The 22,076-nt window shown below is 61.3% G+C and carries 19 protein-coding genes and 3 pseudogenes; 10 read left to right on the plus strand and 12 right to left on the minus strand.

Annotated elements, in window-relative coordinates; translation table 11 throughout:
- Positions 1-762: 762 nt before the first annotated feature.
- The 3 genes from F6X42_RS35910 to F6X42_RS35920 are packed head-to-tail and all read right to left on the minus strand — an operon-like array spanning position 763 to position 1,831.
- Positions 763-1,020, minus strand: a complete 258-nt coding sequence (locus F6X42_RS35910) for a VapC50 family PIN domain-containing toxin (RefSeq protein WP_187638690.1) — start codon at positions 1,018-1,020, stop codon at positions 763-765.
- Between the two features lie 29 nt (positions 1,021-1,049).
- Positions 1,050-1,322, minus strand: coding sequence for a hypothetical protein (locus F6X42_RS35915; RefSeq protein WP_187638691.1), 273 nt, complete (start codon positions 1,320-1,322; stop codon positions 1,050-1,052).
- Between the two features lie 41 nt (positions 1,323-1,363).
- Positions 1,364-1,831, minus strand: a complete 468-nt coding sequence (locus F6X42_RS35920; protein WP_090812331.1) for a helix-turn-helix domain-containing protein — start codon at positions 1,829-1,831, stop codon at positions 1,364-1,366.
- A 180-nt stretch (positions 1,832-2,011) separates the two neighbouring features.
- Here F6X42_RS35920 and F6X42_RS46120 point away from each other — a divergent pair, with 180 nt between their 5' ends.
- The 4 genes from F6X42_RS46120 (at position 2,012) to F6X42_RS35940 (ending at position 3,680) form a co-directional block, all read left to right on the plus strand.
- Positions 2,012-2,146 carry a type IV toxin-antitoxin system AbiEi family antitoxin domain-containing protein gene (locus tag F6X42_RS46120; protein ID WP_187638692.1) on the plus strand — a complete coding sequence of 45 codons (135 nt, stop codon included), beginning with the start codon at positions 2,012-2,014 and terminating at the stop codon, positions 2,144-2,146.
- Between the two features lie 300 nt (positions 2,147-2,446).
- Positions 2,447-2,716: a type II toxin-antitoxin system Phd/YefM family antitoxin gene (locus F6X42_RS35930; RefSeq protein WP_090812518.1), complete on the plus strand. Its 270-nt coding sequence runs from the start codon at positions 2,447-2,449 to the stop codon at positions 2,714-2,716.
- Positions 2,713-3,102 carry a type II toxin-antitoxin system VapC family toxin gene (locus tag F6X42_RS35935; RefSeq protein WP_187638693.1) on the plus strand — a complete coding sequence of 130 codons (390 nt, stop codon included), beginning with the start codon at positions 2,713-2,715 and terminating at the stop codon, positions 3,100-3,102. Before F6X42_RS35930 ends, F6X42_RS35935 begins: the two co-directional genes overlap by 4 nt.
- A 107-nt stretch (positions 3,103-3,209) precedes the next feature.
- Complete coding sequence (locus tag F6X42_RS35940; protein WP_187638694.1) at positions 3,210-3,680, plus strand: hypothetical protein; 471 nt, start codon at positions 3,210-3,212, stop codon at positions 3,678-3,680.
- 26 nt (positions 3,681-3,706) lie between these two features.
- On the opposite strand, the pseudogene F6X42_RS35945 reads toward F6X42_RS35940, so the two are convergent.
- From F6X42_RS35945 to F6X42_RS35960, 4 genes and pseudogenes are all read right to left on the minus strand, one after another.
- Positions 3,707-4,165, minus strand: a pseudogene (locus F6X42_RS35945) (adenine nucleotide alpha hydrolase family protein); the annotation flags it as partial.
- 192 nt (positions 4,166-4,357) lie between these two features.
- Positions 4,358-5,689 (minus strand): IS110 family RNA-guided transposase, encoded by a 1,332-nt coding sequence (locus F6X42_RS35950; protein ID WP_187638695.1) that lies wholly within the window; start codon positions 5,687-5,689, stop codon positions 4,358-4,360.
- A gap of 305 nt (positions 5,690-5,994) precedes the next feature.
- Positions 5,995-6,153, minus strand: a complete 159-nt coding sequence (locus F6X42_RS35955) for a hypothetical protein (RefSeq protein ID WP_187638696.1) — start codon at positions 6,151-6,153, stop codon at positions 5,995-5,997.
- Between the two features lie 48 nt (positions 6,154-6,201).
- Entirely contained in the window at positions 6,202-7,341 is a 1,140-nt protein-coding gene (locus tag F6X42_RS35960) for a patatin-like phospholipase family protein (RefSeq protein WP_187638697.1), read from the minus strand.
- Between the two features lie 439 nt (positions 7,342-7,780).
- On the opposite strand from F6X42_RS35960, the gene F6X42_RS35965 reads away from it, so the two are divergent.
- Positions 7,781-8,530 (plus strand): SAM hydrolase/SAM-dependent halogenase family protein, encoded by a 750-nt coding sequence (locus tag F6X42_RS35965; protein ID WP_187638698.1) that lies wholly within the window; start codon positions 7,781-7,783, stop codon positions 8,528-8,530.
- A 171-nt stretch (positions 8,531-8,701) separates the two neighbouring features.
- Positions 8,702-10,297: pseudogene (locus F6X42_RS35970) on the plus strand (MGH1-like glycoside hydrolase domain-containing protein); the annotation flags it as partial.
- A gap of 29 nt (positions 10,298-10,326) precedes the next feature.
- On the opposite strand, the gene F6X42_RS35975 reads toward F6X42_RS35970, so the two are convergent.
- From F6X42_RS35975 to F6X42_RS35985, 3 genes are all read right to left on the minus strand, one after another.
- Positions 10,327-11,772, minus strand: coding sequence for an ATP-binding protein (locus tag F6X42_RS35975; RefSeq protein WP_187638699.1), 1,446 nt, complete (start codon positions 11,770-11,772; stop codon positions 10,327-10,329).
- Between the two features lie 95 nt (positions 11,773-11,867).
- Entirely contained in the window at positions 11,868-13,223 is a 1,356-nt protein-coding gene (locus tag F6X42_RS35980; RefSeq protein WP_246530391.1) for a sensor histidine kinase, read from the minus strand.
- A gap of 23 nt (positions 13,224-13,246) precedes the next feature.
- Positions 13,247-14,908 (minus strand): NAD(P)/FAD-dependent oxidoreductase, encoded by a 1,662-nt coding sequence (locus F6X42_RS35985; protein ID WP_187638701.1) that lies wholly within the window; start codon positions 14,906-14,908, stop codon positions 13,247-13,249.
- Positions 14,909-15,169: 261 nt separating this feature from the next.
- Here F6X42_RS35985 and F6X42_RS35990 point away from each other — a divergent pair.
- Positions 15,170-15,958 (plus strand): annotated as a pseudogene (locus F6X42_RS35990) (IS110 family RNA-guided transposase); the annotation flags it as partial.
- 719 nt (positions 15,959-16,677) lie between these two features.
- Here F6X42_RS35990 and F6X42_RS35995 read toward each other — a convergent pair.
- Both F6X42_RS35995 and F6X42_RS36000 read right to left on the minus strand, forming a co-directional pair.
- A complete protein-coding gene (locus tag F6X42_RS35995) occupies positions 16,678-18,159 on the minus strand; it encodes an extracellular catalytic domain type 1 short-chain-length polyhydroxyalkanoate depolymerase (protein WP_187638702.1) in 1,482 nt (493 codons plus the stop codon).
- A gap of 19 nt (positions 18,160-18,178) precedes the next feature.
- On the minus strand, positions 18,179-18,619 hold the full coding sequence (locus F6X42_RS36000; RefSeq protein ID WP_187638703.1) for a ribbon-helix-helix domain-containing protein: 441 nt from the start codon (positions 18,617-18,619) through the stop codon (positions 18,179-18,181).
- Positions 18,620-18,887: 268 nt separating this feature from the next.
- Here F6X42_RS36000 and F6X42_RS36005 point away from each other — a divergent pair, with 268 nt between their 5' ends.
- The 3 genes from F6X42_RS36005 (at position 18,888) to F6X42_RS36015 (ending at position 21,992) form a co-directional block, all read left to right on the plus strand.
- A complete protein-coding gene (locus F6X42_RS36005) occupies positions 18,888-19,922 on the plus strand; it encodes an IS630 family transposase (RefSeq protein ID WP_187638704.1) in 1,035 nt (344 codons plus the stop codon).
- Positions 19,919-20,248 carry a hypothetical protein gene (locus F6X42_RS36010; RefSeq protein ID WP_187638705.1) on the plus strand — a complete coding sequence of 110 codons (330 nt, stop codon included), beginning with the start codon at positions 19,919-19,921 and terminating at the stop codon, positions 20,246-20,248. The genes F6X42_RS36005 and F6X42_RS36010 overlap by 4 nt, the downstream gene beginning before the upstream one ends.
- A gap of 730 nt (positions 20,249-20,978) precedes the next feature.
- Positions 20,979-21,992, plus strand: a complete 1,014-nt coding sequence (locus tag F6X42_RS36015) for a chemotaxis protein CheB (protein ID WP_187638706.1) — start codon at positions 20,979-20,981, stop codon at positions 21,990-21,992.
- The last annotated feature ends 84 nt before the right edge of the window (positions 21,993-22,076 follow it).

Genomic DNA, 22,076 nt, shown 5'->3' on the forward strand with positions numbered 1-22,076 from the left:
ATCCGATAGCTGTAGAAATGCCATTGATTCACGCAACAGTGATCAGGTACCAAATGGTACGAAGCCGTTGCGTCGAATTCGTGAAAGGAACGGGAAATCCGCAACGCTCTTTCCCGTACCACTGATGTTGATAAATTACGTTATGTCAAATTGAATGCGCCATCCTTGCGGGGCGGGGCTCGTTCCCGAGCGAAACAGGACTTACGTTCCCTGCCATCTGATCGCCAGTTTCGCCGGCTTGGATATCCCGCTGCGCGTCCTATACTGAAAGGGAGCCGCGCGGAAGCCGGCCCCTGATGCAGAAGCGGACGAGAAATCGTCCATTGGGGCGCGGTAGCGGGGCCACGGAAACGCCTGTGTGAATCGCATGGGCGTTTTCTATTTTTGGCCCGGATGACGCGTCGCAAATGCCGACACGTTCACCGGTGCGCAAATGTGCGACGTGTGGCTGCGTTCTCATGGAGCGAGTGCACCGCAACCTGTCCCGGTCACATTGAATGAGTCTGGCGGGAACGACGCGTTAGCTACCTCAGAAAATTCCCGCCTATCTACCTCCCCCGCACAGCTTCAGTATGGGATCGAGGCCCGCGTCGTGCGTTACGTATTTTTCGAGGCCCGATCCGGGCTTGCTGGCGAGCACTTGGAGAGCGATGTCGACGGCCCGTCGATATGTGTGGAGGCGAAAAAACGGATGCAGGCTGATGTTCAATGGTGTCGACCTGCCGTTCAGAGTTAGCGGTCTTCATTCGCCTGTGAGTGATCCTACAGCAGCCGTCGGACGTCCTCGCCTTCCAGCCAGGCTGCCGTCTGCAGCAGACCTGCGCGTCGCGCCCGCTCGATCAGTTCGTCACCTTCCCAATGTGGATGGCGCTTGCGCGCACGCAATTCGCGGAACGCCCCGGCCGCACGCTTTTCGTTCAGGTCGATCAAGTCGCGCACAAACGAGTCCGGGTGAATGACCTCGATCGCGAGGTCGTCACGCAAATGGTCAACGGCAAAATCCTTCAGGTTGAATGTCACGATTGCATCGGCGCGCGTTGCAAGGGCCGTCATCGCAACATGCCGGTCCTTCGGGTCAACCGGCAGCCTGCCTGGGAATCTGGTGGCACGTTCTGGACGAGCGCGTCCGGGAACGCCCGATCCATCGCGCGGCGCACGCTATCGATTCGTGCGGCCGCGTCGCCCGTCGTACCGCGCTCGTCAAGTCGCGAGACGAGGTTGGTCATCCATTCCGCATGGATGCGATCCGACCACCTTGGGTTGTAAAAACCGTGGTCGGCGAGCGTCAGCAATACATCGCGGGTGAACATCGGGAACAGCACGCATGCGTCCAAGACCACGGTAAAACGGTCAAAGGCCAGCCTCACAGGTCGTAGCCACCCATCGCTTCACTTTGCGCCACCATCTCATCCAAGGCCGCCTTACGTTCCACCTGCATGGTCGCCTTGTACGCAAGAACGTCATCCATACGGACACGGCGGTGTCGCCCAACCTTGCGGAATGGCAAATCGCCCGCCTCGAGTCGGGCAATCAGATACGGACGCGACACGCCGAGCATGTCGGCGGCCTGCCCCGTAGTGAGTTCGCTGTCGGCCGGATAAAGCAGGAAGGTCTGCTGGCTAGCCATCATCGCGAGCACTCTGGACAGGATGCGCAGCGTCGCCGGCGGCACATCAATGCGCGCGATGTCGCCGTCCTCCCCCTCCTCTACCAATGCCACCCGCGCCGCGCGAGCACGATCCAGTGCTTCGCCCATCAGATGGCTGGCGCTCGCAAGCAGCGCAGCCTGGTCGTCGGTCAGCTCGATGCGATCGGGGGTGGCAGTGATCATGGAAGGCTCCTGGTTGCGTCTTTAATCATACGCCGAATGATACGCTAACGCAATAAACGAATCAAACGAAATAAAGTAAACGACAAGCTAAAGTCCCGCCGGTGCAGTGCACGAAAGAGCTTCAGATATCCACGAATCCCTGCCACGACTCTCAAATCGCTGGCGGGCGGCAATCCATACTTGCTCATTTCCGTTCCGGAACGCGCACTGATCGAACTGGCGCGTCATATCGGCAAAGGACAATCGTTGGAGGAAGCGATTAACCTGATGCCTTCCCTGAGAAATATCCGGTCGCCGCCCTCGAACAATTCATGACGCACTGCAGGCGCTGGTTCGCGACCTGGGCAAGACCAGCAACTATCGGTGGGGCGCAGACCTGCAACGATACGTGGACCGGCCTGGCGCCGGGACACGTTGGTCCAACGTGAACAAAGACGGCGAACGTCTTACGCTAAATCCAAAATGAACGAAGCCGATCCCGACACGGTCCGGTGTGCCCAGTTACGCCTACTGAACCATGCGATGCCGCGACCTGTCCGTAATGCTGGTGCTTGCCTTTGACGGCCCATGCCTGCATACTAGCTAACATTGATTAGCTAATACGTAGGTGGTGCCATGCTCACGATCAACATGCACGACGCCAAGTCGAAACTATCAAGCCTGGTCGAGCGGCTGGAGGTCGGCCAGGAAAACGAGGTCATCATCGCCCGCAACGGCACGCCCGTCGCGCGGCTGCTGCCGTTCGCGGCGCCCCGGCGCATCGGCGCCGCGCGGCACCTGCTGGCCGGCCTGGCCGTGCCCGCCACCGTCGAGGCGTTCAACGCCGCTGATGACGCGATCGCCGCCGACTTCGAGGCAAGCGCGCAGCAGGGACTCACTCCGTGAAAGTGCTGCTCGATACGCATATCGCGCTGTGGGCCGCCGAAGGTGCGCCACAGCTGTCACCGCAGGCCGCCAGCCTGATCGAGGATCCGGCCAATACGTTGCTGGTCAGCGCAGCCGCGATCTGGGAGATTGCCATCAAGCATGCGAAAGGCAACCTGCGCGTGCATCCGCGCGATGCCCGCTCGGCGTTCCGCCTGTCCGGTTTCGTCGAACTGCCGATCACGGGTGAACATACGGAGGCAGTCTCGATGCTTACTTTCCATGCGGATCACGCGGATCCGTTCGACCGCCTCATGATCGCCCAGGCGCTGCACGAGGGGATGCCCCTGCTGAGCGCCGACCCGAAGGTGTGGCGCTATCACCCCACCCTGATGCTGCAAGCCTGACTTCGCCTGTTTGCTTGACACCGGCTCGCTCTAATTGCCAAGCGTCGGCCTCCAGTCGACCGTCCCGACGTTTGACCCGAAATCGTCAATTTGAGAACGGAGTAGATTTGGACATCTTCTACTACTGGAAAGACTTCGTATCGGATGTAAACGAAGGGCGGATAGGTACACTTGGCGCCGATACTCACAAGCTGGCTGAACTTCAGGAGCGGCTGCCGCGCAAGGTGTGGACGTTCATAACGCCTAAGGGCATGAAGGGGAAACTTAAGCTTATCGGTTCCATGTGGATTACCGACGAGAGGCCCGCGAACTTTGTACCCAAGTGGCCGCACAACCTTTTCTATGACGCTGCTTCACCCAGGTCAGTTCTCTTCACGAACTCAGGGAGTCCCGAAAAGATTGAGGAAGTCAGTTCCTACTTGAACAACCGGTTCAATCAAGCCTTCAGATCCAACTTTCAAGGCGAAAAAGGTCTTCACGCGATGGAAGCCGACGTCGTCCGCGGTTTCGAAAAACTCGTGCGTGACTACGAGACCGTCCAATTTATGGATGGGATAAAACAGCCACCGTTGCGATGAAGTCAATATTATCGTCCGGACTGCGACATAACGGGCAACTTCAGCGACAACGTTTCCGCGTCGCCATCGACTTCACGCGACACCGTCGTCGCCTTGCCGTCAGCCACCACAACCTTCGACGCGAAGGTCGCCTGCGGCAGATTCGCCAGCGCAGCCGACATCTGGCCCGTCTGGTTCGAATCGTCGTCGATGGCCTGCTTGCCGAGGTTCACCAGTTGCGGTTGCTCCTCGTCGACCAGCGCCTTCAGCAGCTTCGCGACTGCAGGCCTTCATTCGAGTCGATCAGAATCGCGCGGTACACGCCGATCGCCAGCGCCGTGCGCAGCGTTTCCTGACATTGGGCGACCGCCCGCCGACACGGCGGCCACTTCCGTCGCCACGCCGGCTTCCTTCAGATGTACCGCCTCTTCAACGGCGATTTCGTCGAACGGGTTCATCGACACCTTCACACTCGCAATGTCGACACCCGTGTTGTCCGACTTCACGCGGACCTTCACGTTGTAGTCAACCACCCGTTGACTGCCCCAGTATTTTCAACGCGCTCTTCCGATGACGGGCACCGCGCTGCAGCCATCGATCTTCATCGCGGTACCACTTATGTAGAAAAATCGCACCGCTAGGGTCTTCGTGCAGTCTCTCAATAAACACATCGCAAGGTCTTGATTTTGCGAGTGGTTTTATGCAGCCTCCGAAACAGGGGTAAGTTTGAAACCCAGTTTTTCGGCCCGACGGGCAAGATGATGCATGACGCGTTGACGGTAACGCTCCTCGTAGTAGTCTTGCCCTTGATCGATAAATTCGCCGCCTTTCGTCAGCATCGCATAGATCAGACGCGCCAGCTTATGCGCGGTCGCCGTGATGGCCTTGGGTCGGTCCAGTCTGGCGCACATGCGCCGGTAGTAGGCGCCCAGTGCAGACTGGCTGGTACGCAGTGCTGCGGCTGCCAGACGTAAAGCGTGTGCCGCACGGTTAGTAGTACGTTTGCTCGCGCTGGACAGCACCTTGCCCCCGGAGATCTTCGTTCCAGGACACAGGCCCAGCCATGCTGCAAACTGCCTGGCGCTTCTGAAGCGCGAGAGGTCCGTGCCTGTTTCGGAAATCACCTTCAGTGCGGTTGCCGTGTCGATGCCGTTAATGCGCGTCAGATCAACACCGCACAGGCCAATCAGGTACGTGCGTAAGTCGAACCGTGGAGCATTCTTGCCGCGCGAACGACGCTGAGGCTTATCCAGGCTTCCAGCATGCTTTTGCAGCGCGGCCAGCATGGCCTCAAGCTGCTGGTCACACACCATCAGTTGCGTACTGTATGCGTCATACAATGACATGGCCTGCTTCAGTGTGAACAGGTGCTCGTCGCGCCAGTTGCCCTGCAATGACTTGACGATGTCCTCTTCACTGGCGCGGATGCGGGCGTGTTTCATTCTGGCCAGGGTCACGGCGTCCCGCTCGCCGGAGATGATGGCGCGCACAATCTTCTGTCCCGTTTCGCCCATGATGTCGGAGATCACGTTGGCGAGTTGAACGTTCATTTGCGATAAGGCTTTTTGTATATGCTGGACGTGTCGCGCCTGATAGCGCAACAGCATATCCCGTTGCCGTGAAACAGCCCGCAAGGCGCAGATTTCGTCTGTCGGCCGAAACGCTCCCGACAGCAACCCGTAGCTCATCAGTTGTTGCAACCACTGGCAGTCAAGCACATCGCTCTTGCGGCCCGACACATTCTTTACGTGCCGGGCATTGACCAGATGGACCGTGAAACCCCGTGATTCCAGCAACTCGTACACGGGTATCCAGTAGACTCCGGTCGACTCCATTGCCACAGTGTCGATGCCGCAGGCTGTCAGCCAAGTGGCCAGCTTCTCCAGCTCACAAGTGAAACTCTTGAACTCGCGCACAGGTTCGTCGTCACGATCAGCAGGCACCGCCACATAATGGCTTGCCGAACCAATGTCGATGCCCGCCGCGTTCGGACAGGCTATCTCCAGCGTTGTTCTTGTGCGCATTGCCATGACTTTCGTCCTTTGGATTCGAGGTTGCCGCACAGGTTCGGGTACGTCGTTGTACTCACTCTCTCAAACGGGATGGCCGTTCATCACGGTCTCACCAGTGTCGCCGACGTGACCCAGGACCACGCTCTATCGCGGGCTGAGATGCACCATTGATGAATCGGTCTTCTCCCGCGCGGAATTCAACCTTACCGCAAGGGCGTCGCCACATGTTTATTGCAAACGCCTTTCGGCCGGCGCGCCGATTATTTCGCTCTAATGGTGCACGGTGCACGGCCTTGGCCGCCCATTCGACCTGGCGCAGTGCTTCAGCTGCGGCGGGCGGCCGAAGTAAAGTTCATCGCTGCGCGACGCGCTATACGTCGCCAGCTCTGATCCTGCGGACGGGCAATCAGCGCGGCCTTGCCTGCACCCGGAGTGCCGAAGAAACTTGGCATTACGCCATCACCGGCCACCGGGAATTTCATCAATCGCATCATTCGGTCAACGGCGACGGGTCCTTACTCGGGCAGGCGTCAAACGCGTCTTTCACCGGTTACGTCTTCATCCGCGCTGTAGACGGTCAATCCTTCTACTGGGTCCATCGGTGCGTCCCACGGGCGCGCGGCAATGGCCCGCATTGCTGCTTCATAGCCCGCGCGCTGTCGGGAAACAATGCCGGCTGGGGTGAAATCGATATCCTTCAACTGGTCGTCCCCGTCCAGGCGGGGCGCAGCAAGTTTGATCATACGCATGGTGGTCTGGCACCCCCAGGCGGCAAGCTCCTGGACTTCGGACGAGGCGCGCTCGGCTTCCGGCAAGCGCTTAACCAGTTCGCGGATCACATGGCGGAGACGGTGTATCTGCTGCTGACGCGCGATGTGACTGTCGGTGCGACTGGCGTACTGGATGTCCTTTTGCCGTTCCGAGATCTGCCATATGCTTTCCGGCTCAGGGCCGATCGGGTTCCACACCTGTACCGAGAAGATGACCGAACTCTTGCGGGGCTTGTCATCCAGCACCACCTCGACCGGGGTGTTGGAATAAACGCCGCCGTCCCAATACGGCTCTCCGTCAATCCGCACGGCCGGGAACGCGGGTGGCAGCGCGCCCGAGCTCATGATGTGCGAGGCATTCAGCCGTTGGTCGCGCGAGTCGAAGTAGCGCATCGCGCCCGTGCAGGCGTGAACTGCGCCCACGGTCAGTCGCGGATGCCCGGCGTTCAGCAGATCGAAGTCGACCAGCGAACAAAGCGTATCGCGCAACGGCGCAATCAGGTAATACGACGCTCGATCCACGCCGAGCCGGGCGAGCGGTCCGAGCCAGGATGCCGGATTGGGCTGGAAGAATCCCTCGATGCCGCCGCCGATGATCATCCATTTTGCAAAGATTTTGTCCCAGCCAGGCCAGGCAGCAGGCACGTCCAGGCGGGTGCGGTCGGTCACCTGGTTCCAGAATTCCTCCAGCCGTCGATAACGGCGCTCCGGTGGATTCCCGGCGATCAAGGCTGCGTTGATCGCGCCAATGGAGGTGCCGATCACCCAATCCGGCTGTATGCCCGCTTCGTCCATCGCCTGATAGACACCAAGCTGATACGCGCCCAACGCCCCGCCACCCTGAAAGACGAGTACGACTTGCCCGGGCAACTCTGTGCGCGCTGGGGGGTTCACTCTCATCGATTGCCTCGCTGATCTTTTCGGTAGCGCGACCTGAGTAAGGCGCCCCACGCGCAATTTCACCGTTGGGGGTAGCGGTGCGCGGGGCGAGTGCGAATCGATTGCCAGGATGGGATCCTGTTTCCTTGGCGTTGCGTGACGGCGTGCGACGATGGGACCCGAATGCCATTAGCAAGTGTAGGCGATCGACGCACGCTGACCTCCATTTCATCTGGCGACCAAGCGCGCTCAACCTCCGGTACCGGCGACATAGCCGACCCGCTTGATACTGTCGCGAAACGAGGTCTTACAATCGAAACCTGTCCCGCGCGGGGCGATGCTTCGCCAGGCCTGCCCCGGCCAGAGCGGAACAGGAGACATGCGCATCGCGGTTACTCGCCATCGCGATGGGAGGAACGCTGACCGACGAGGCGGCACAGGACTGCAAGGAGGCTACGCGATGCTCGCACTCTTTACCGATTTCGGGGCCGACGACATCTATGTCGGACAGGTAAGGGTCGCCTTGCTGCGACACGCGGCAGCCGGTACCCCCATTATCGATATGCTGCATACTGCCCCGAACTACGACTCGCAGGCAGGCGCGCATCTGCTCGCGGCGCTTGCGCAGTGGTATCCGCCGGATTGTGTCTTCCTGGCCGTGGTCGATCCCGGCGTGGGCGGCGAGCGCGATGCCGTCGTGCTGCAAGCCGACGGGCAGTGGTTCGTCGGGCCGGACAACGGGCTGCTCTCGGTCGTGGCGGTGCGCGCGGCGCGTACCCTGACCTGGCAGATTACATGGCGTCCCGCCGCGCTATCCGCCTCATTTCATGGTCGTGACCTGTTCGCCCCGATGGCAGCATGGATCAGCCGCGGCGAGTTGCCTCCCGACAAGCTCGTTGAGAGGACAGGCTTGCGCGTGCACCTGGATGCAGACGATTTCGCCGAGGTCATTTACGTCGATCACTACGGCAATGCAATGACGGGGCTGCGGGCTGGAACCGTGCCGAGGACTGCACGGCTAAGCATCGCAGATACCGGTGTCGAATATGCCCGGGTCTTTTCCGATGCAATGGCCGGTCAAGCCTTCTGGTACGAGAACTCAATCGGGCTCGTCGAGATCGCCGTGAATCGCGGCAGCGCCGCGACGCAGCTTGGCGTACGTGTCGGAGATCCCGTCCGAGTGAACGGGGGCGGTGAATCGCCGACATAGGGGTTGTTGTACTTTTCGTGCGAAATCTGGCGGTCACCTCCCGCCCAACCCCGTCCAGCAAGGCTTCGCAACATCACTGAATCTCGTTGGAGTGCGATTCTTCAAGCCATTGATGGATAAGGTTTTTTAGAAACAAACCGCCAGATTTCGCACGAAAAGTACGACAACCCCTACTACCAGTTCGACGTGACGCGCTGGCACGACGGTGACCCGGGTCAACCGAAGCCACCGCGAGCACGCAGGCACGGTCGCAACGCGGACTGGCGGCACATGTGCAATGGCGACATCGTGTCGATGCCCGACAAGTGGGAGTACCCATGGTACGCGTCGTGGGACCTCGCATTTCATGCGGCCGCGTTCGCCATGATCGATCCCGACTTCGCGAAGAAGCAATTACTGCTGCTCGTGAAGGAGCGCTACATGCATCCGAACGGGCAATTGCCCGCCTACGAATGGGCGTTCGGCGATGCGAATCCGCCGGTTCATGCGTGGGCAACATGGCGTGTGTACGAACTCGACCGCGAGGTGACGGGCGTTGGCGATCACGAGTTTCTGGAAGTCATGTTCCACAAGCTGCTGCTCAATTTCTCCTGGTGGGTCAATCGCAAGGACGCCGATGACCGCAACATCTTTCAGGGCGGCTTTCGCGGGCTCGACAACGTAGGCATCTTCGACCGGTCTTCGCCGCTACCGACCGCCGGCCGCATCGATCAGGCCGATGGCACGGCATGGATGGCCTCCTACGCGCTCGACCTGATGCAGATCGGCCTCGAACTGGCGATGACGAACAACGCGTACGTCGAAATCGCGGTGAAGTTCTTCGAGCACTTTCTGTATATCGCGGAAGCGGTCAGTTGCAGCGAAGGCTGCAGGACAGGGTTATGGGACGGACACGACGAATTCTTCTACGACGTACTGCACCTTCCGGACGGTACCCGTGTGCCGATGCGCATTCGTTCGATCGTCGGGCTGATTCCGCTGTTCGCCGTTCACGTGCTCGAGGAGCGGGTGTACGGCCATCTGCCGGGATTGCGCGAACGGCTCGCGTGGTTTCTCGATCATCGGCCGAATCTGGCAAAGCTGGTGTCGCGCTGGACCGAACCCGGCAAGGGTAATACCACGCTGCTGTCGTTGTTGCGGGGACACCGGATGACAGCGCTGCTGCGCCGCGTGCTCGATGAAAACGAGTTTCTCTCCGGGCACGGCGTACGGGCGCTGTCCCGTGTGCATCGCGATGCACCGTATGCCTTCGACCATGGCGGCGTGAGCGTCTGCATCAAGTACCTGCCTGCCGAATCGGACTCGCGCGTGTTCGGCGGCAATTCGAACTGGCGCGGGCCAGTCTGGATACCGGTCAACTATCTGTTGATCGAATCGCTGTATGAGTTCTATCGCTACTACGGCGATGAGTTTCGCGTCGAATATCCGACGGGGTCGGGCAACTGTTTTTCGCTCAGCGAGATTGCCGACGACCTCGCACGGCGCGTCACCACGCTCTTTCTCAAAGATGCACAAGGCGCGCGGCCCGTGATGGCGGCCTATCCGATGCTGCAAGCCGACCCGCGTTCGCAGGATCTCATGCTGTTCCATGAGTACTTTCACGGCGACAACGGACGCGGCGTCGGCGCTTCGCATCAGACCGGCTGGAGCGGGCTCGTCGCGCTGCTGCTCCAGCCGCGCATGATGAAGCTGTCCCACGTGGCGCCTGATGCTGCGTCGGTGGCCGCGCCAATGACCGAAGACACCGCACCGGCCATGGCGCGGTAGCGTTTCGGCTGCTGGAAGAGGAGCACAATTCACGATGAATTGTTCGACCGATTCGAGCCGATTCTTCCGGTAACCGGCGTCGTGGCCATGCCCCCGAGCGGCAGCGTCACCCGGAACGTTGTCTGTCCGGGACGCGAATCGACCTGAATCGTTCCGCCGTGCCGATGGACCACAATGCGGTGTGCGATGTGCAAACCCAGACCCCGCGCGTGACCCTTGTTCGCCGGCTTCGACGTAAAGAAAGGCTCGAACAGGTGCGGCACGGCTTGCGGCGCAATCCCGGGGCCGTTGTCGCTGATCTCGACCACCGCGCAGTCCGTGCCACGGCGCGTACGGATCGTGAGTTCGCCCTGCCCGTTCATCGCATCGATCGCGTTCTCGACGATCCGGGTCCACACCTGATTCAGCTCGCTGCCGTACACCTGCAGACGCGGCAGGCCGCGATCGTAGTCGCGGGTAACCGTTACGCCCCGCTTCAGTTCGTGAGCCATGACGATCAACGTGTCTTCGATGCCGTCGTGCACGTCGACTTCCTGCTGCGGCGCCTGGTCCATATAGGAATAGGCCTTCGTCGCTCTCACGATGTCGGCGATGCGCGCCGAGCCGCGCATCGCCTCCTGCATCAGCGAGTGCAGTTCCAGTGCCTCGAGGGTCCAGCGGATGCCCGCGTCGAACTGTTTCGCGTTCAGACTGCTGGCGAGCCGCATGAGATCGTCGACGCCGATCCCGTGCGCGACGAGGCAGGGCGCAGCCAGCCACGGCCTCGTCACCCGATGGGCCCCTAGCCAGTCACCGAGTTGCGCTTCTGCTTCACTTTGCCGGAGGGAATTCGCGCCCGTCATGCCGGTTTGCACCCCCTTGCTGCGGGCAAGGATCCGCAGCGCATCGAGGGCATCGCGGGGCAGCGCGCTGCGGCCGAGCGCAAGGGACGCATCCTCCAGCGCGTCGAGTCCGTCGAGCATGCAGTCGAGCGCGCGGATCACGGCCGAAACCGGATTGTTCAGTTCGTGCGCGAGCCCGGCCGCGAGCTTGCCCAACGCGGCCAGCTTTTCGCGATTCTGTCCTGCGGCTTCGAGCGTGGTGAGCCAGTCGGCCATCACGCGCGCGACGGCCTGGTTGAACGGCCCGCTGGACATGAACAGTTCACGGAACGCGGGCTCGGCAAGCCAGGCGATATCGCAATCGGTCGCGGCCTGGAGCGTCGACGGGTAGGGAATCGCCGCAACGAGGCACGGCGTGCCGAAGACTTCAGGCGCCATGTAGCGCTCGCTGGGAAGGTGCCCCTCCGCCCGTCTCGTCGACGTGAGCTCGCCGTTGAGCAGAAGCAGCAGGCTGGTGCACATTTCGCCTTCGTCGATGAGCACCTCGCCGGCTTTGACGGCGGACTCGGCGAGGTTGTCGCGCAGCCATTGCAGACGCTCCCTCGTGAGCTCCGCGAACACGGGCATCATGCCCAGCTTCTCGAGGTCGATCATGGTTGGCACACCTCTGCGGCGAAAAACGCGCGTCCGGAAGACGGGCGCCGCCGTCGCCCGGCCGCCTGGCTACAGGACTATTCGCTGGCCGGCGCTTACGGCGCAAGCGGCAGGCGAACCTGAAACGTCGTGCCGCCCGGACGCGATTCGACGCGAATCTCTCCGCCATGTCTTTGCACCACCGTCTGGTACGAGAGGTCGAGACCCAAGCCGGTGCCCTGGCCCAGCGGTTTGGTGGTAAAAAACGGCTCGAACAGATGCGGCATCACTTCCGGTGCAATTCCGGGCCCGTTATCGGTGATTTCGATCACGGCATCGTTCGCGTCGCGGCGCGTGCGGATGACGATCTCCCCCTTCCCCTCCATCGCGTCGATGGCGTTGTCGATCAGGTTGGTCCATACCTGGTTGAGCTCGCTGCCATGCACCACGAGGTGCGGCAGGCTGCGGTCGTATTCCCTGCGCACGGTGACACCGTGCTTGAGCCGGTGCTGCATGATGGTGAGGGTATCGTCGATGCCGTCATGGAGATCGACCGCCTGCTGGGGAGCCTGGTCCATGTACGAGTAAGACTTCATCGCCTTGACGATCTCGGAGATGCGCACCGCGCCGCGCCTCGTTTCCTCGACCAGCGAGCGCAGTTCCAGCGTCGCTGCGAGCCACCGGATGCTCGCCGCAAACTGTTCGTCGTTCAGCCGGCCCGCAATCGGCTCGAGGTCCGCGGGCGTGATCCCGATTCGCGCGAGGCAGGGAGCCTTCAGCCATGGCTGCTCGACGCCGCGCTTGCCTAGCCACTCATGTAACGCATCCTCGGCCGCGCTCTGCTGCAACGCGTTTGTGGCGATGCCGCTCCCCGATCCCTGGCGCGCGCCCAGGCTGTCGAGGGCGCTCATCGCTTCGGAGGGAATCGCGCTGTGGCCGAGCGCGACCGCCGCGTCCTTCAGCATCGCGAGGGTGGCGACCGCGCAGTCCGCCGTGCGCGCTACCGCCGCGGACGGATTGTTGAGCTCATGCGCGAGGCCGGCTGCGAGTGTGCCCAATGCGGCCAGTTTCTCCCGATTGCGCACAGTCGCCTCGAGGGCGGTGAGACGATCGAGGCTGCTACGGAAAATGACCCGGCTGAAAGCCTCGGAGGCCACCAGCAGTTCCCGGAACGCGCGTTCTGGAAGCAGTGCCAGGTGGCTGTCCGTCGCGGCGGTCGTCGTGCCCGGAGAAGGCCTGCCCGCGAGCAGGGATGCGCCCCCAAAGAAGCCTGGTGCGACGAACCGGTTAGTGGGAATCTGCCTGGCTCCGGAAGACCTCGTGGCCCGGACCTCTCCTTCCAGCACGAGGAAAAAGACGGAGTTCGTTTCGCCCTCGCGCGCGAGGACGTCCCCCGCTTTCACATAGATTTCCGTCACGTGTTCGCCGAGCCACCGCAACCGTTCGTCCGACAGATCCGCGAGGAGCGGCATCGCGCGCAGTTTGTCAAAGTCGATCATAGGGTGGCCAGGTATTGATGCACCAGATGCACAGTGGTCGAGCCTTCGCCCACGGCTGCCGCGACCCGCTTGATCGAGCCGGCGCGCACGTCGCCCGCCGCGAAGATGCCGGGCACGCTCGTCTCCAGCAGGAAGGGGTCGCGAGCCAGTGGCCAGCCCGTGGGGCGCTTGCCGTCCGTGCGCAAAGCGCGGCCGGTCACCACGAAGCCGTTGTCGTCGCGCTCGACGACATTGCTGAGCCATTCGGTGCGAGGCTCGGCACCGATGCAGATGAACAGTGCGCCGGCCGGGACAACTTCGATCGCGCCGGAGTTGACATCGCGCAGCGTAATTTCCGACAGATGACCTTGCCCGTCGACGCTGGCCACCATGGTGTGAGGGCGCACACTGACGTTCGGCGTCTCGTCGATCTCATCGATCAGGTAGCGCGAGACGCCGGCACTGAGAGAAGAGCCGCGGCACACGATCACCACATTGCGCGCGTACTTGCAGAGGAACATCGCGGCCTGGCCGGCAGAATTGCTCGCGCCGGCCACATAGAGATCCTGATTCGCGCAACAGACGGCTTCGGTGATCGCCGCACCATAGTAGACCCCCGCTCCCGTGAGGCGCTCCACACCGGGTGCGTCCAGCTGCCGGTACGACACGCCGCTCGCCACCACGAGCGCATGGCAGCTCACCTCTGAGCCGTCGGACAGCGTGACGAACTTGTACGGGCCTTCCACCCGTGTGCCGACCGCCCGCTGGGTCAGGATGATCTCGGCGCCGAAACGCCTCGCCTGGGTGAGCGCACGCCGCGACAGCTCCGCGCCGCTCACCCCGGACGGGAATCCGAGGTAGTTCTCGATGCGGGATGTGGTGCCCGCCTGTCCGCCCGGCGCTTCGTGCTCGATGATGGCCGACTTCAAGCCCTCCGACGCACCGTACACGGCAGCGGCCAGCCCCGCTGGTCCGCCTCCCACGATCAGCATGTCGTAAAAGGGCGTGGTCGAATGGGTGACGAGCCCAACCTTGTCGGCAATCTGCGCAAGCGTCGGGCGGCAGAGCGTCGAGCCGTCCTCGAAAATCAGCACTGGAAGCTGGCTCGCGGCGGCATCGAGCGAACTCAGCAATACGTCCGCCTCGCCGCCGCTCGCCACGTCCAGCCATTTGTATGGAATATGGTTGCGCGCCATAAAATCGCGCAACTGGTGGCCTTGCGGCGACCAGCGATGGTCGAGCAGGCGGATCCCCTTGAAGCTGCCGCGCCACGCGGCCTGCCAGGCCTCAAGCAGATCGTCGAGCACCGGGTAGAAGCTGAGTTCCGGCGGATGCCAGGGCTTCAGCAGGTAATAGTCGAGCCTTACCTTGTTGATCGCGCGGATCGCGACATCCGTGTCGGCGTACGCCGTCAGCAGCACCCGCTTCGCTTCGGGGAACAGCGCGATCGCCTGCTCGAGGAACTCGATACCGCTCATGTGCGGCATGCGCTGGTCGACCAGGAACAACGCAACCGAGCGGTTCTGCAACCGCAGCTGATGGGCCGCTTGGAGCGCTGCCTGCCCCGACCCGGCACGCATGATCTGATAATGCTCGCCGTACCCGAGCCGCAAGTCGCGGGCGACGGCATCGATCACTTCAGGGTCGTCGTCGACCGCAATGATGACGGGCTTGTCCATGTCGTTTGCAGATTCGATGGAGGCACCGGCCAACGGACTGGACTTACCTGAATGCGGGATCGGCCAGGAAACGGACGATCTCATGCGACCCGCCGCAGTGCCCATGTGACTCTACTAGCCTAGCACGTTGGTTCAGGGTTGCCAGAGCGGTCTTTGCAGGCTGCTTTATGGCTGCTTTGCGGCCGGCGTTCCTGCACAGCATCAAGAATCACTCGCACAGGATCGAGCTGGTACGGCGCCAGTTTAGTGTGACGCCGGGGGACACAATATGTGAAGCCGTTTCTGGTCAGTGGCAAGAACGAGGCGAATGATGCGGCGGCGACTTGCGCAGCAGTGACGCGCTCAGGCATTCACTTCGTTGCGATCAAGAGCGCTGAACAGCAGTCGCTGCAATCGGTTCATCGCATGCGCCAACGGCTCATCCAGGAGCGGACAGCGAAATCGAATCAGATCCGGAGCATGTTTGCTGAAGAAGGTGGGATCTTCCCGGTCGGGCTTCCGCAATTGAGAAAGGGAGTGGTTGAGCTCGTCAACAATCCCGATTCCCCCATTACCGCTTTGCTCAGACGGCTTGGCTCGATGTACCTCGAGCAACTGAAGGCACTGCAGCAATGGCTCGACGAACTTGCTGCCGAGATAGCGGAGATCTTCAAGAGCAATGAAGCTTGCCAACGGCTCGCTACCGTTCCAGGAATCGGGCCCGTGATCGCGACCGCGCTCGTCAGCAGTGTCGGTGATCCGTCTCAGTTCAGGAACGGCCGGCAGTTTGCGGCCTGGCTGGGGCTGACGCCGAGGCAAAAATCCAGCGGAGGCAAAACCAGGTTAGGCGGTATCACAAAGCGCGGCGACACTTATCTCCGAACCCTGCTTGTACAGGGCGCCCGCGCGGTCATGCACTTCGTGAACCGTCGCGACGATCGGCACAGTCGCTGGATCAAGGCTGTGATGCAACGCCGCCACGTGAGCATTGCTGCGATCGCCCTGGCGAACAAGACGGCGCGCATTGCATGGGCAATATTGACAGGTAACGGCTGCTTCCGAGGTGCGTAACAGGCAACAGATATTGAGTATTGCTTTATTTCTTTCGCGATTGCGCAAGAAGCGGCAAGCAGGGCGAACCGGTCGGACCGGCGCTTGCAGATCCTGATATATCCGGCGGCTGCAGTACGAAGCCAGAAGGCCGATGAGGAGCAAGCGCGCAAATTTCCATGATGGCTCGTGCAGCAGCAAGCACATCAGAAGCCGAATGTACGGACGCAGTCGTGACCCTCAAAATGCAAACCGATCTTGCTCATAGGCGGGAGTCCATGTAGGGAGTCCATGTACGTTTATAGGTGCGCAGTCTGTCTCGCCGCTGGATGCCGAATCGTGTCCCTGACGACCTGGGAACGTACCGATGAACGAATGAACCGGGCCCTGCCTCACAGGTTATCCACCGCGGCACCCGCCCGTGCCTGAGAAGGGGCCGTGGGTGCCGCGGTGGATAACCCTGCGCCCTCGTTGCGGTGGATGCCGAATGTCTGCCCTGGCGGGACTTGGAAATAGACAGATGAACCAACGAACCGACCTTGCTAAAAAGGGAGAGTCCTTATAGTCGTAACAGGCGACCCGCCGACCGGCCGTGGATAACTCTTGAAAGCGAGTTCATGGCGTCCACAAAAAGGGTACCGGTCCAGACTGAGCCACGAAATCGATGACGAAGTCACGATGCGCTGTGGCTTTTGCCTCCCTCACTCAACCAGCCAGCCAGTTACGTGCCGTGCCTTGGCTTAAACGGTCTTTGCGTGTGTCAGGAAAAAACGCAGCATCTCCTTGCTCGCATCCGGCCCCTTGACATCCGTGTATGACCCTGCGGAACTGCCGCCGGACCATGCATGGGGCGCACCGTGCACGATCCATTGCTCGCAGGTCGCGATGCCGTGCCTCTCGTTGAACAACCGCCGGGTGTATGACCGACCGCCGGGGACCTGCCCCTGTTGCGTAGTCGAGTTCGGCATCGAATCGCCGCCGCTGAAGGCAGCTACCAGTTGATCTCCGTTACATGGGTGCACCTTGGAGTCGGCATCCCCGTGAAACACAATCGACGGAATCTTCGGCGTCGGCGCCGCATGCGCCGGTCGGCTGCGTCGCTGGCCTCGCCCAGCGGTGCCACCCTTCATGACCGCGAGGGCCGACGGTAGATTGTGTGCGGCACCTAGAGGGAGGCCGGAGTGCACGCCTACCGCCGCGTACAGTTCGGGATACGTGTCTGCCATCACTGCGGCCATGGCGCCACCCGCCGAGAGGCCCGCGACATAGACCCGCCGCGTGTCGACCTGGTACGTCTCGATCACTTCATTGGTGACGCCAGCGATGATCGACGGCTCTCCTTGTCCACGTCGTTGGTGGCCCGGCTTGAACCAGTTCCAGCATTTCGAAACGTTCGCGCTCTGGCTTTGCGTCGGGTAGACAACGAAGCACGGCTGCGACTCAGCAAGCGCGTTCATCTGGGTCCCGGCAGCGAAGTCGTCGGCGTTCTGTGTGCAACCATGCAGCATCACTACCAACGGTAACGGCTGACCGTCGTAAGCGCTTGGCACATAGAGCTTGTACTCGCGGGTTCCCGCTGGGCCAGAAAACGAGCGCGTGAGAACGTGCCCGCGGTCCTCGGCTGCATCCGACGGCACAGCTGTACCGGGTTCCGGATGTCGCTTCGCTTTGAAGATCTGGAAAGCGTCCGGCTGAATCAGCGGCGCAACGCCGGCTAGGGCGTCACGGACAGCGGCATGGTCTTCAGGCGCTCGCGCCTGCTGCTTCACGATGGGCATCGCCCCACCAGAGATTCGCCCGCCTAACGCCGCCTTGACTGCAGGGCTTGCATGAAATGCGCCCAGCACGGTGACCGATTCGATCGTCGCGAGCGCGAGCTCAGCCGATACATCGTTGGCGATGCTGGTAAGTCCCAGCACCTGGATGTTGAGTCTTTCGCCACGCGCCTGTGCCGCCTCAAGCTCCTGGCGCGAAAAGTGTTGAAGGCCTACCACGAGGGCGCGGCGCGATGCGGTAGCGTCCGGCTGAATCAGCGCCGCACCGGCTAGGGCGTCAATGACAGCGGCATGGTCTTCAGGCGCTTGCGCCTGCTGCTTTACGATGGGCATCGTTCCACCCAAGGCGCGCTGGATCGCGGCGGTGGCTTCCAGAGGGCCCGCGGTGTGTAACAGGCGAGTCGCTTCTTGCAGCGAGGCAAGAAAATATTCGTTCATCTTCATCATGGATTCCGGTTGGGGCGATCTAATGGATTCGCCCGGCTAACGCAGCCTTGACTGCAGGGCTTGCGTGAAATGCGCCCAGTACGGTGACCGATTCGATCGTCGCGAGCGCGAGCTCAGCCGATACGTCGTTGGCGATGCTGGCAAGTCCCAGCACCTGGATGTTGAGTCTTTCGCCACTCGCCTGTGCCGCCTCGAGGTCCTGCCGCGAAAAGTGTTGAAGGCCTAACACGAGGGCGCGACGCGTTACGGTTTCGTGAAGGACCTGCGTGTGCCGCGAGAGCTGGTTACGAATCGCCGTACGGATCAGATCGGTCCGATTCGAGTAGAACCCTTCCTCGACCAGCAGGTCAATCTGGCCGAGGTCCACGGGGCCGACATTGATCGTAATTTTCTCGGTTTCGCCGCCCTTGGGGCGAGGGTCACCGGTTCGACCAGCGCGTATGTCAGTCACATTTGCCATCCCGTTGCCATCCTATAGGCATCTAACAGCCATCCCATTGGATGTTTTATAGACCTGTTTGCACTCCCGGTCAACCTCCTTTTGCGCCTCGTCACGGAAAGGCAGAGTTGCGCGACCCGGAGGTGCGCATGACGGACCTAGTGAAGCGGGGACGGAGTCGGACGCGCGACAATATATTAAGGGCCCAAGACGTGTAATTTACTCATAAGTCAGGAACTTAGCGGACATATGGTCTATGCTTGAGCGAGAGTTACTGACAGGATCGCTGATGAAACGAGACGGCCGGAGCCTGGCGCACAACACGCTTGAAGAGATGCGCATGCTGGCGGTTCAGCGCATGACTGAGGGGGAGCATCCTGATGACGTCGCGGCATCGTTTGGGATGCATCGGTCGTGGGCGTTCAAAATTCGCGCGCAGGCGCGAGGCCGCGGCCATGGAGTACGGGCGCTGCGCTCGACCAAAGGCACGGGTCGCCCACGCAAGCTCACGCCGGCGCAGGAGCAGCGGATGCTGCGATGGATCAACGGCAAGAATCCGATGCAGTACGGGTTCGATTTCGGGTTGTGGACGCGCAATCTGGTGCGCGAACTGGTGCAGCAGAGATTCAATGTCACGCTGAGTCTGGCTTCGATCGGCGCGATGCTGGCGCGCCTGGACCTGACGCCGCAAAAGCCGCTGCAGCGCGCTTACCAGCGCGATCCGCAGGCCATCGATCGCTGGCGACATGACACGTACCCGGCCATTGCCAGACAAGCTCGCGAGGAGAACGCGGACATATTCTTTTGGGACGAATCGGGCTTTCGGGCTGACTCGGTGCATGGCCGGACCTGGGCGCCGCGCGGTGAAACGCCCGTGGTCGAGCGGCCTGGCCAGCGGCAAAGCATGAGCGCGGCGTCTGCCGTCAATTCGAAGGGTGCCTTCTGGTTTGCAACGTACGAAGGCGGCCTCAGCGGTGAACTGTTCGTGACGCTGCTCAGGAAGTTGATGTTCAATCGCAAGAAGGTGGTTCATCTGATCGTCGACGGATTGCCGGCGCATAAGAAAGCCGTCGTCAAGGAATACGTTGCCAGCATGCAGGGCAAACTGACCTTGCACTTCCTGCCCGGTTACGCGCCGGACCTCAATCCGGATGAGTTGGTGTGGAGTCACGTCAAGCGCACCGGCGTCGCGCGACGCCCTTTGCGAAAGGGCGAAAAGCTGGGGCCGCGAATTCACGAGCAGCTTGCACAAATTCGACAGGACCCAACGCTCGTGCGCTCGTTCTTTAGGCATCCATCTGTCCGCTATGTTTCTGACCTATGAGTAAAAGCCGTTTGCAGAAATTCGCACGGAACAACCGCCAGCTTGATGCCGAGACCCAACGGTTAGACAGATTAACCTTGCAGAGATCAGAAAACACCTACCAATCGCCATGGATGTTGACCGGAACATCGCGGCGTAAAAATCTCGAACTTTCCCTTCCTATTCTGGGGAAACAGGAGAGCGGAAATCCGGAAGATGCGATCGATGATGGCATGCAAAAATTGGCCGTTTATCAGGACATCCGGGCCACGGCACTTAACGCACAGCGCACCAGTGGCTGCAAGCGGCCAACCGGCCCGCCGAAGGCATCGCCAGCCGATCGCTAGCCAACGGCCGTTTACCCTTGTAGACCTGCCACAGGTTAGGTAGATTAACGAATGTCTCAAAGGGGTCGTGTGCTGCCGATCGCAGCCTCGCGAGGTTGACGTTGTGTATGCAAATTGCATGGGTCGGCACACGGCCATGAACGGTCCCTCGCACTCTATCGGCGGACGCCTGCTGACGAGTGACGAACCGCCATTCGGTAAGGCGGCGACGGACGATTCGTCGGACGAGCCAGCTCCATTTTCAAGTGCTGTGCGCAGCGGCTCAGATTCGATGATTCGATGGCCATTCCGGCCGACGATGACTTCGGTTCGAGCGATCTCGTCCCGTGCTTCTCCCCAAGACAGAGCTTCAGCAATGTGTCATCACGGCCAGCACCTTGATTGCCTTTTTTAATGGTCAGCCTATATGTGATAGAGGACACTATCATGTATAGACCGGCTTCCTGGCAGACAGTGGATCCAGATCTATTTCTCACCGGGCCCTTCAGTCCGGCGCGGGCCGGCCATTAACCATGGACACACGGCTGCTGACCGCGGGCTCGGGCGCGCTCGCGCCCAGCGGCCCGCCGTCCCTCTCTCAGGTTCTGGTCGGATCTCCCTCCGGAAATGGTCAGGGCTTTCAGCCGGTTCGAGCGGTGAGCCCCCTCTCAGCGTTCTTGCGCAGCGCTGCCGCGAAAAACGGGTGTGAGTTTTGCTCTGAAATGCTCATCGGCAACTCAGGGTAAAAAACATGAAAAAGACGTCGGGTGCGCGGGATATCGTGGTGGTGGCGGCGTCCCTTGGCGGTCTGCTGGCACTCAAAAAAATCATGTCCTTGTTGCCTTCCGATCTCCCGGCAAGCGTCTTCGTTGTCATGCATATCGGGGCGTTGCCCAGCGTGCTTCCCGAGATTCTCCAGGCTGACTGCCCGCTGCCAGTCATGCATGCATGCGACGGTCAACCGATCGCCCCGTCAACGGTCTATGTGGCTCCGCCCGACCGGCACATGCTGATGCGCGACGGCCTGATTATTCTGTCGACTGGACCCAAGGAAAACTTTGCGCGCCCGGCCGCAGATCCCCTGTTCCGTTCCGCCGCGGTCGAGTATGGCCCCCGGGCGATCGGCGTTATCCTGACAGGAAGACTCGACGGCGCCGCGGGACTGAAGGCTGTCGACGCCTGCGGTGGTTTTACGATCGTTCAGGAGCCGTCGTCCTGCGTCGCCCCGGATATGCCGAAGGCGGCCCTCCAGGCCGTCTCGCCGAACAGGGTTGTGCCGATCGAAGACATCGCGGCAGCCATCGTCGGCGCGCTGACAGACGATTCGCGTAAAGGAGTCAGCATGGACGAACGCGAGCGGATCGCCCTGGAAACGAAAATCGCCTTGACAGGAATTTCATCGCCTGGCGACCTGGAGCGGCTCGGTCATCGGTCGAGCATGACGTGCCCCGACTGCGGCGGCGTCGCGTGGCGCATCGGGGATGACCTGCCACTTCGCTACCGTTGCCATACCGGGCATGCATTTTCGGCGCTGTCGCTTGAGTCGGAGCAGCGCAGCGGAGCTGAAAACGCGCTCTGGTCGGCTGTCCGGCGGCTGGAGGAGAGCCTGCTGCTTATCGAGGAACAACTGTCTCTAGGCGAAGCCGCACGCAGCCCGGGAACAACCGAGTTGCGCGCGCGGAAAGAGCGTTTGCAGGCTGCTATCGAAGAAACCAGGCAACTGGCGCTCGACTCGAGCACATCACCGTCGGAGAAAGCGGTATGAAGAGATTCGCGGTTTCGGTGCTGGACACCCGGAGGGCGTGTTTCAGCAGAGCGGCGACGGCTCACAGTTGGGTCTAACGCTGCT

The sequence above is a fragment of the Paraburkholderia podalyriae genome (assembly GCF_014397785.1).
Classification (GTDB): Bacteria; Pseudomonadota; Gammaproteobacteria; order Burkholderiales; family Burkholderiaceae; genus Paraburkholderia; species Paraburkholderia podalyriae.

Bases quoted from the DNA above. Each gene is read 5' to 3' on its own strand.
- F6X42_RS35920 (WP_090812331.1), bottom strand. From the start codon at position 1,831: ATGATCACTGCCACCCCCGATCGCATCGAGCTGACCGACGACCAGGCT.
- F6X42_RS35930 (WP_090812518.1), top strand. From the start codon at position 2,447: ATGCTCACGATCAACATGCACGACGCCAAGTCGAAACTATCAAGCCTG.
- F6X42_RS35950 (WP_187638695.1), bottom strand. From the start codon at position 5,689: ATGGCAATGCGCACAAGAACAACGCTGGAGATAGCCTGTCCGAACGCG.
- F6X42_RS35955 (WP_187638696.1), bottom strand. From the start codon at position 6,153: ATGAAATTCCCGGTGGCCGGTGATGGCGTAATGCCAAGTTTCTTCGGC.
- F6X42_RS35960 (WP_187638697.1), bottom strand. From the start codon at position 7,341: ATGAGAGTGAACCCCCCAGCGCGCACAGAGTTGCCCGGGCAAGTCGTA.
- F6X42_RS35965 (WP_187638698.1), top strand. From the start codon at position 7,781: ATGCTCGCACTCTTTACCGATTTCGGGGCCGACGACATCTATGTCGGA.
- F6X42_RS35975 (WP_187638699.1), bottom strand. From the start codon at position 11,772: ATGATCGACCTCGAGAAGCTGGGCATGATGCCCGTGTTCGCGGAGCTC.
- F6X42_RS35980 (WP_246530391.1), bottom strand. From the start codon at position 13,223: ATGCCGCTCCTCGCGGATCTGTCGGACGAACGGTTGCGGTGGCTCGGC.
- F6X42_RS35985 (WP_187638701.1), bottom strand. From the start codon at position 14,908: ATGGACAAGCCCGTCATCATTGCGGTCGACGACGACCCTGAAGTGATC.
- F6X42_RS35995 (WP_187638702.1), bottom strand. From the start codon at position 18,159: ATGATGAAGATGAACGAATATTTTCTTGCCTCGCTGCAAGAAGCGACT.
- F6X42_RS36000 (WP_187638703.1), bottom strand. From the start codon at position 18,619: ATGGCAAATGTGACTGACATACGCGCTGGTCGAACCGGTGACCCTCGC.
- F6X42_RS36005 (WP_187638704.1), top strand. From the start codon at position 18,888: ATGAAACGAGACGGCCGGAGCCTGGCGCACAACACGCTTGAAGAGATG.
- F6X42_RS36010 (WP_187638705.1), top strand. From the start codon at position 19,919: ATGAGTAAAAGCCGTTTGCAGAAATTCGCACGGAACAACCGCCAGCTT.
- F6X42_RS36015 (WP_187638706.1), top strand. From the start codon at position 20,979: ATGAAAAAGACGTCGGGTGCGCGGGATATCGTGGTGGTGGCGGCGTCC.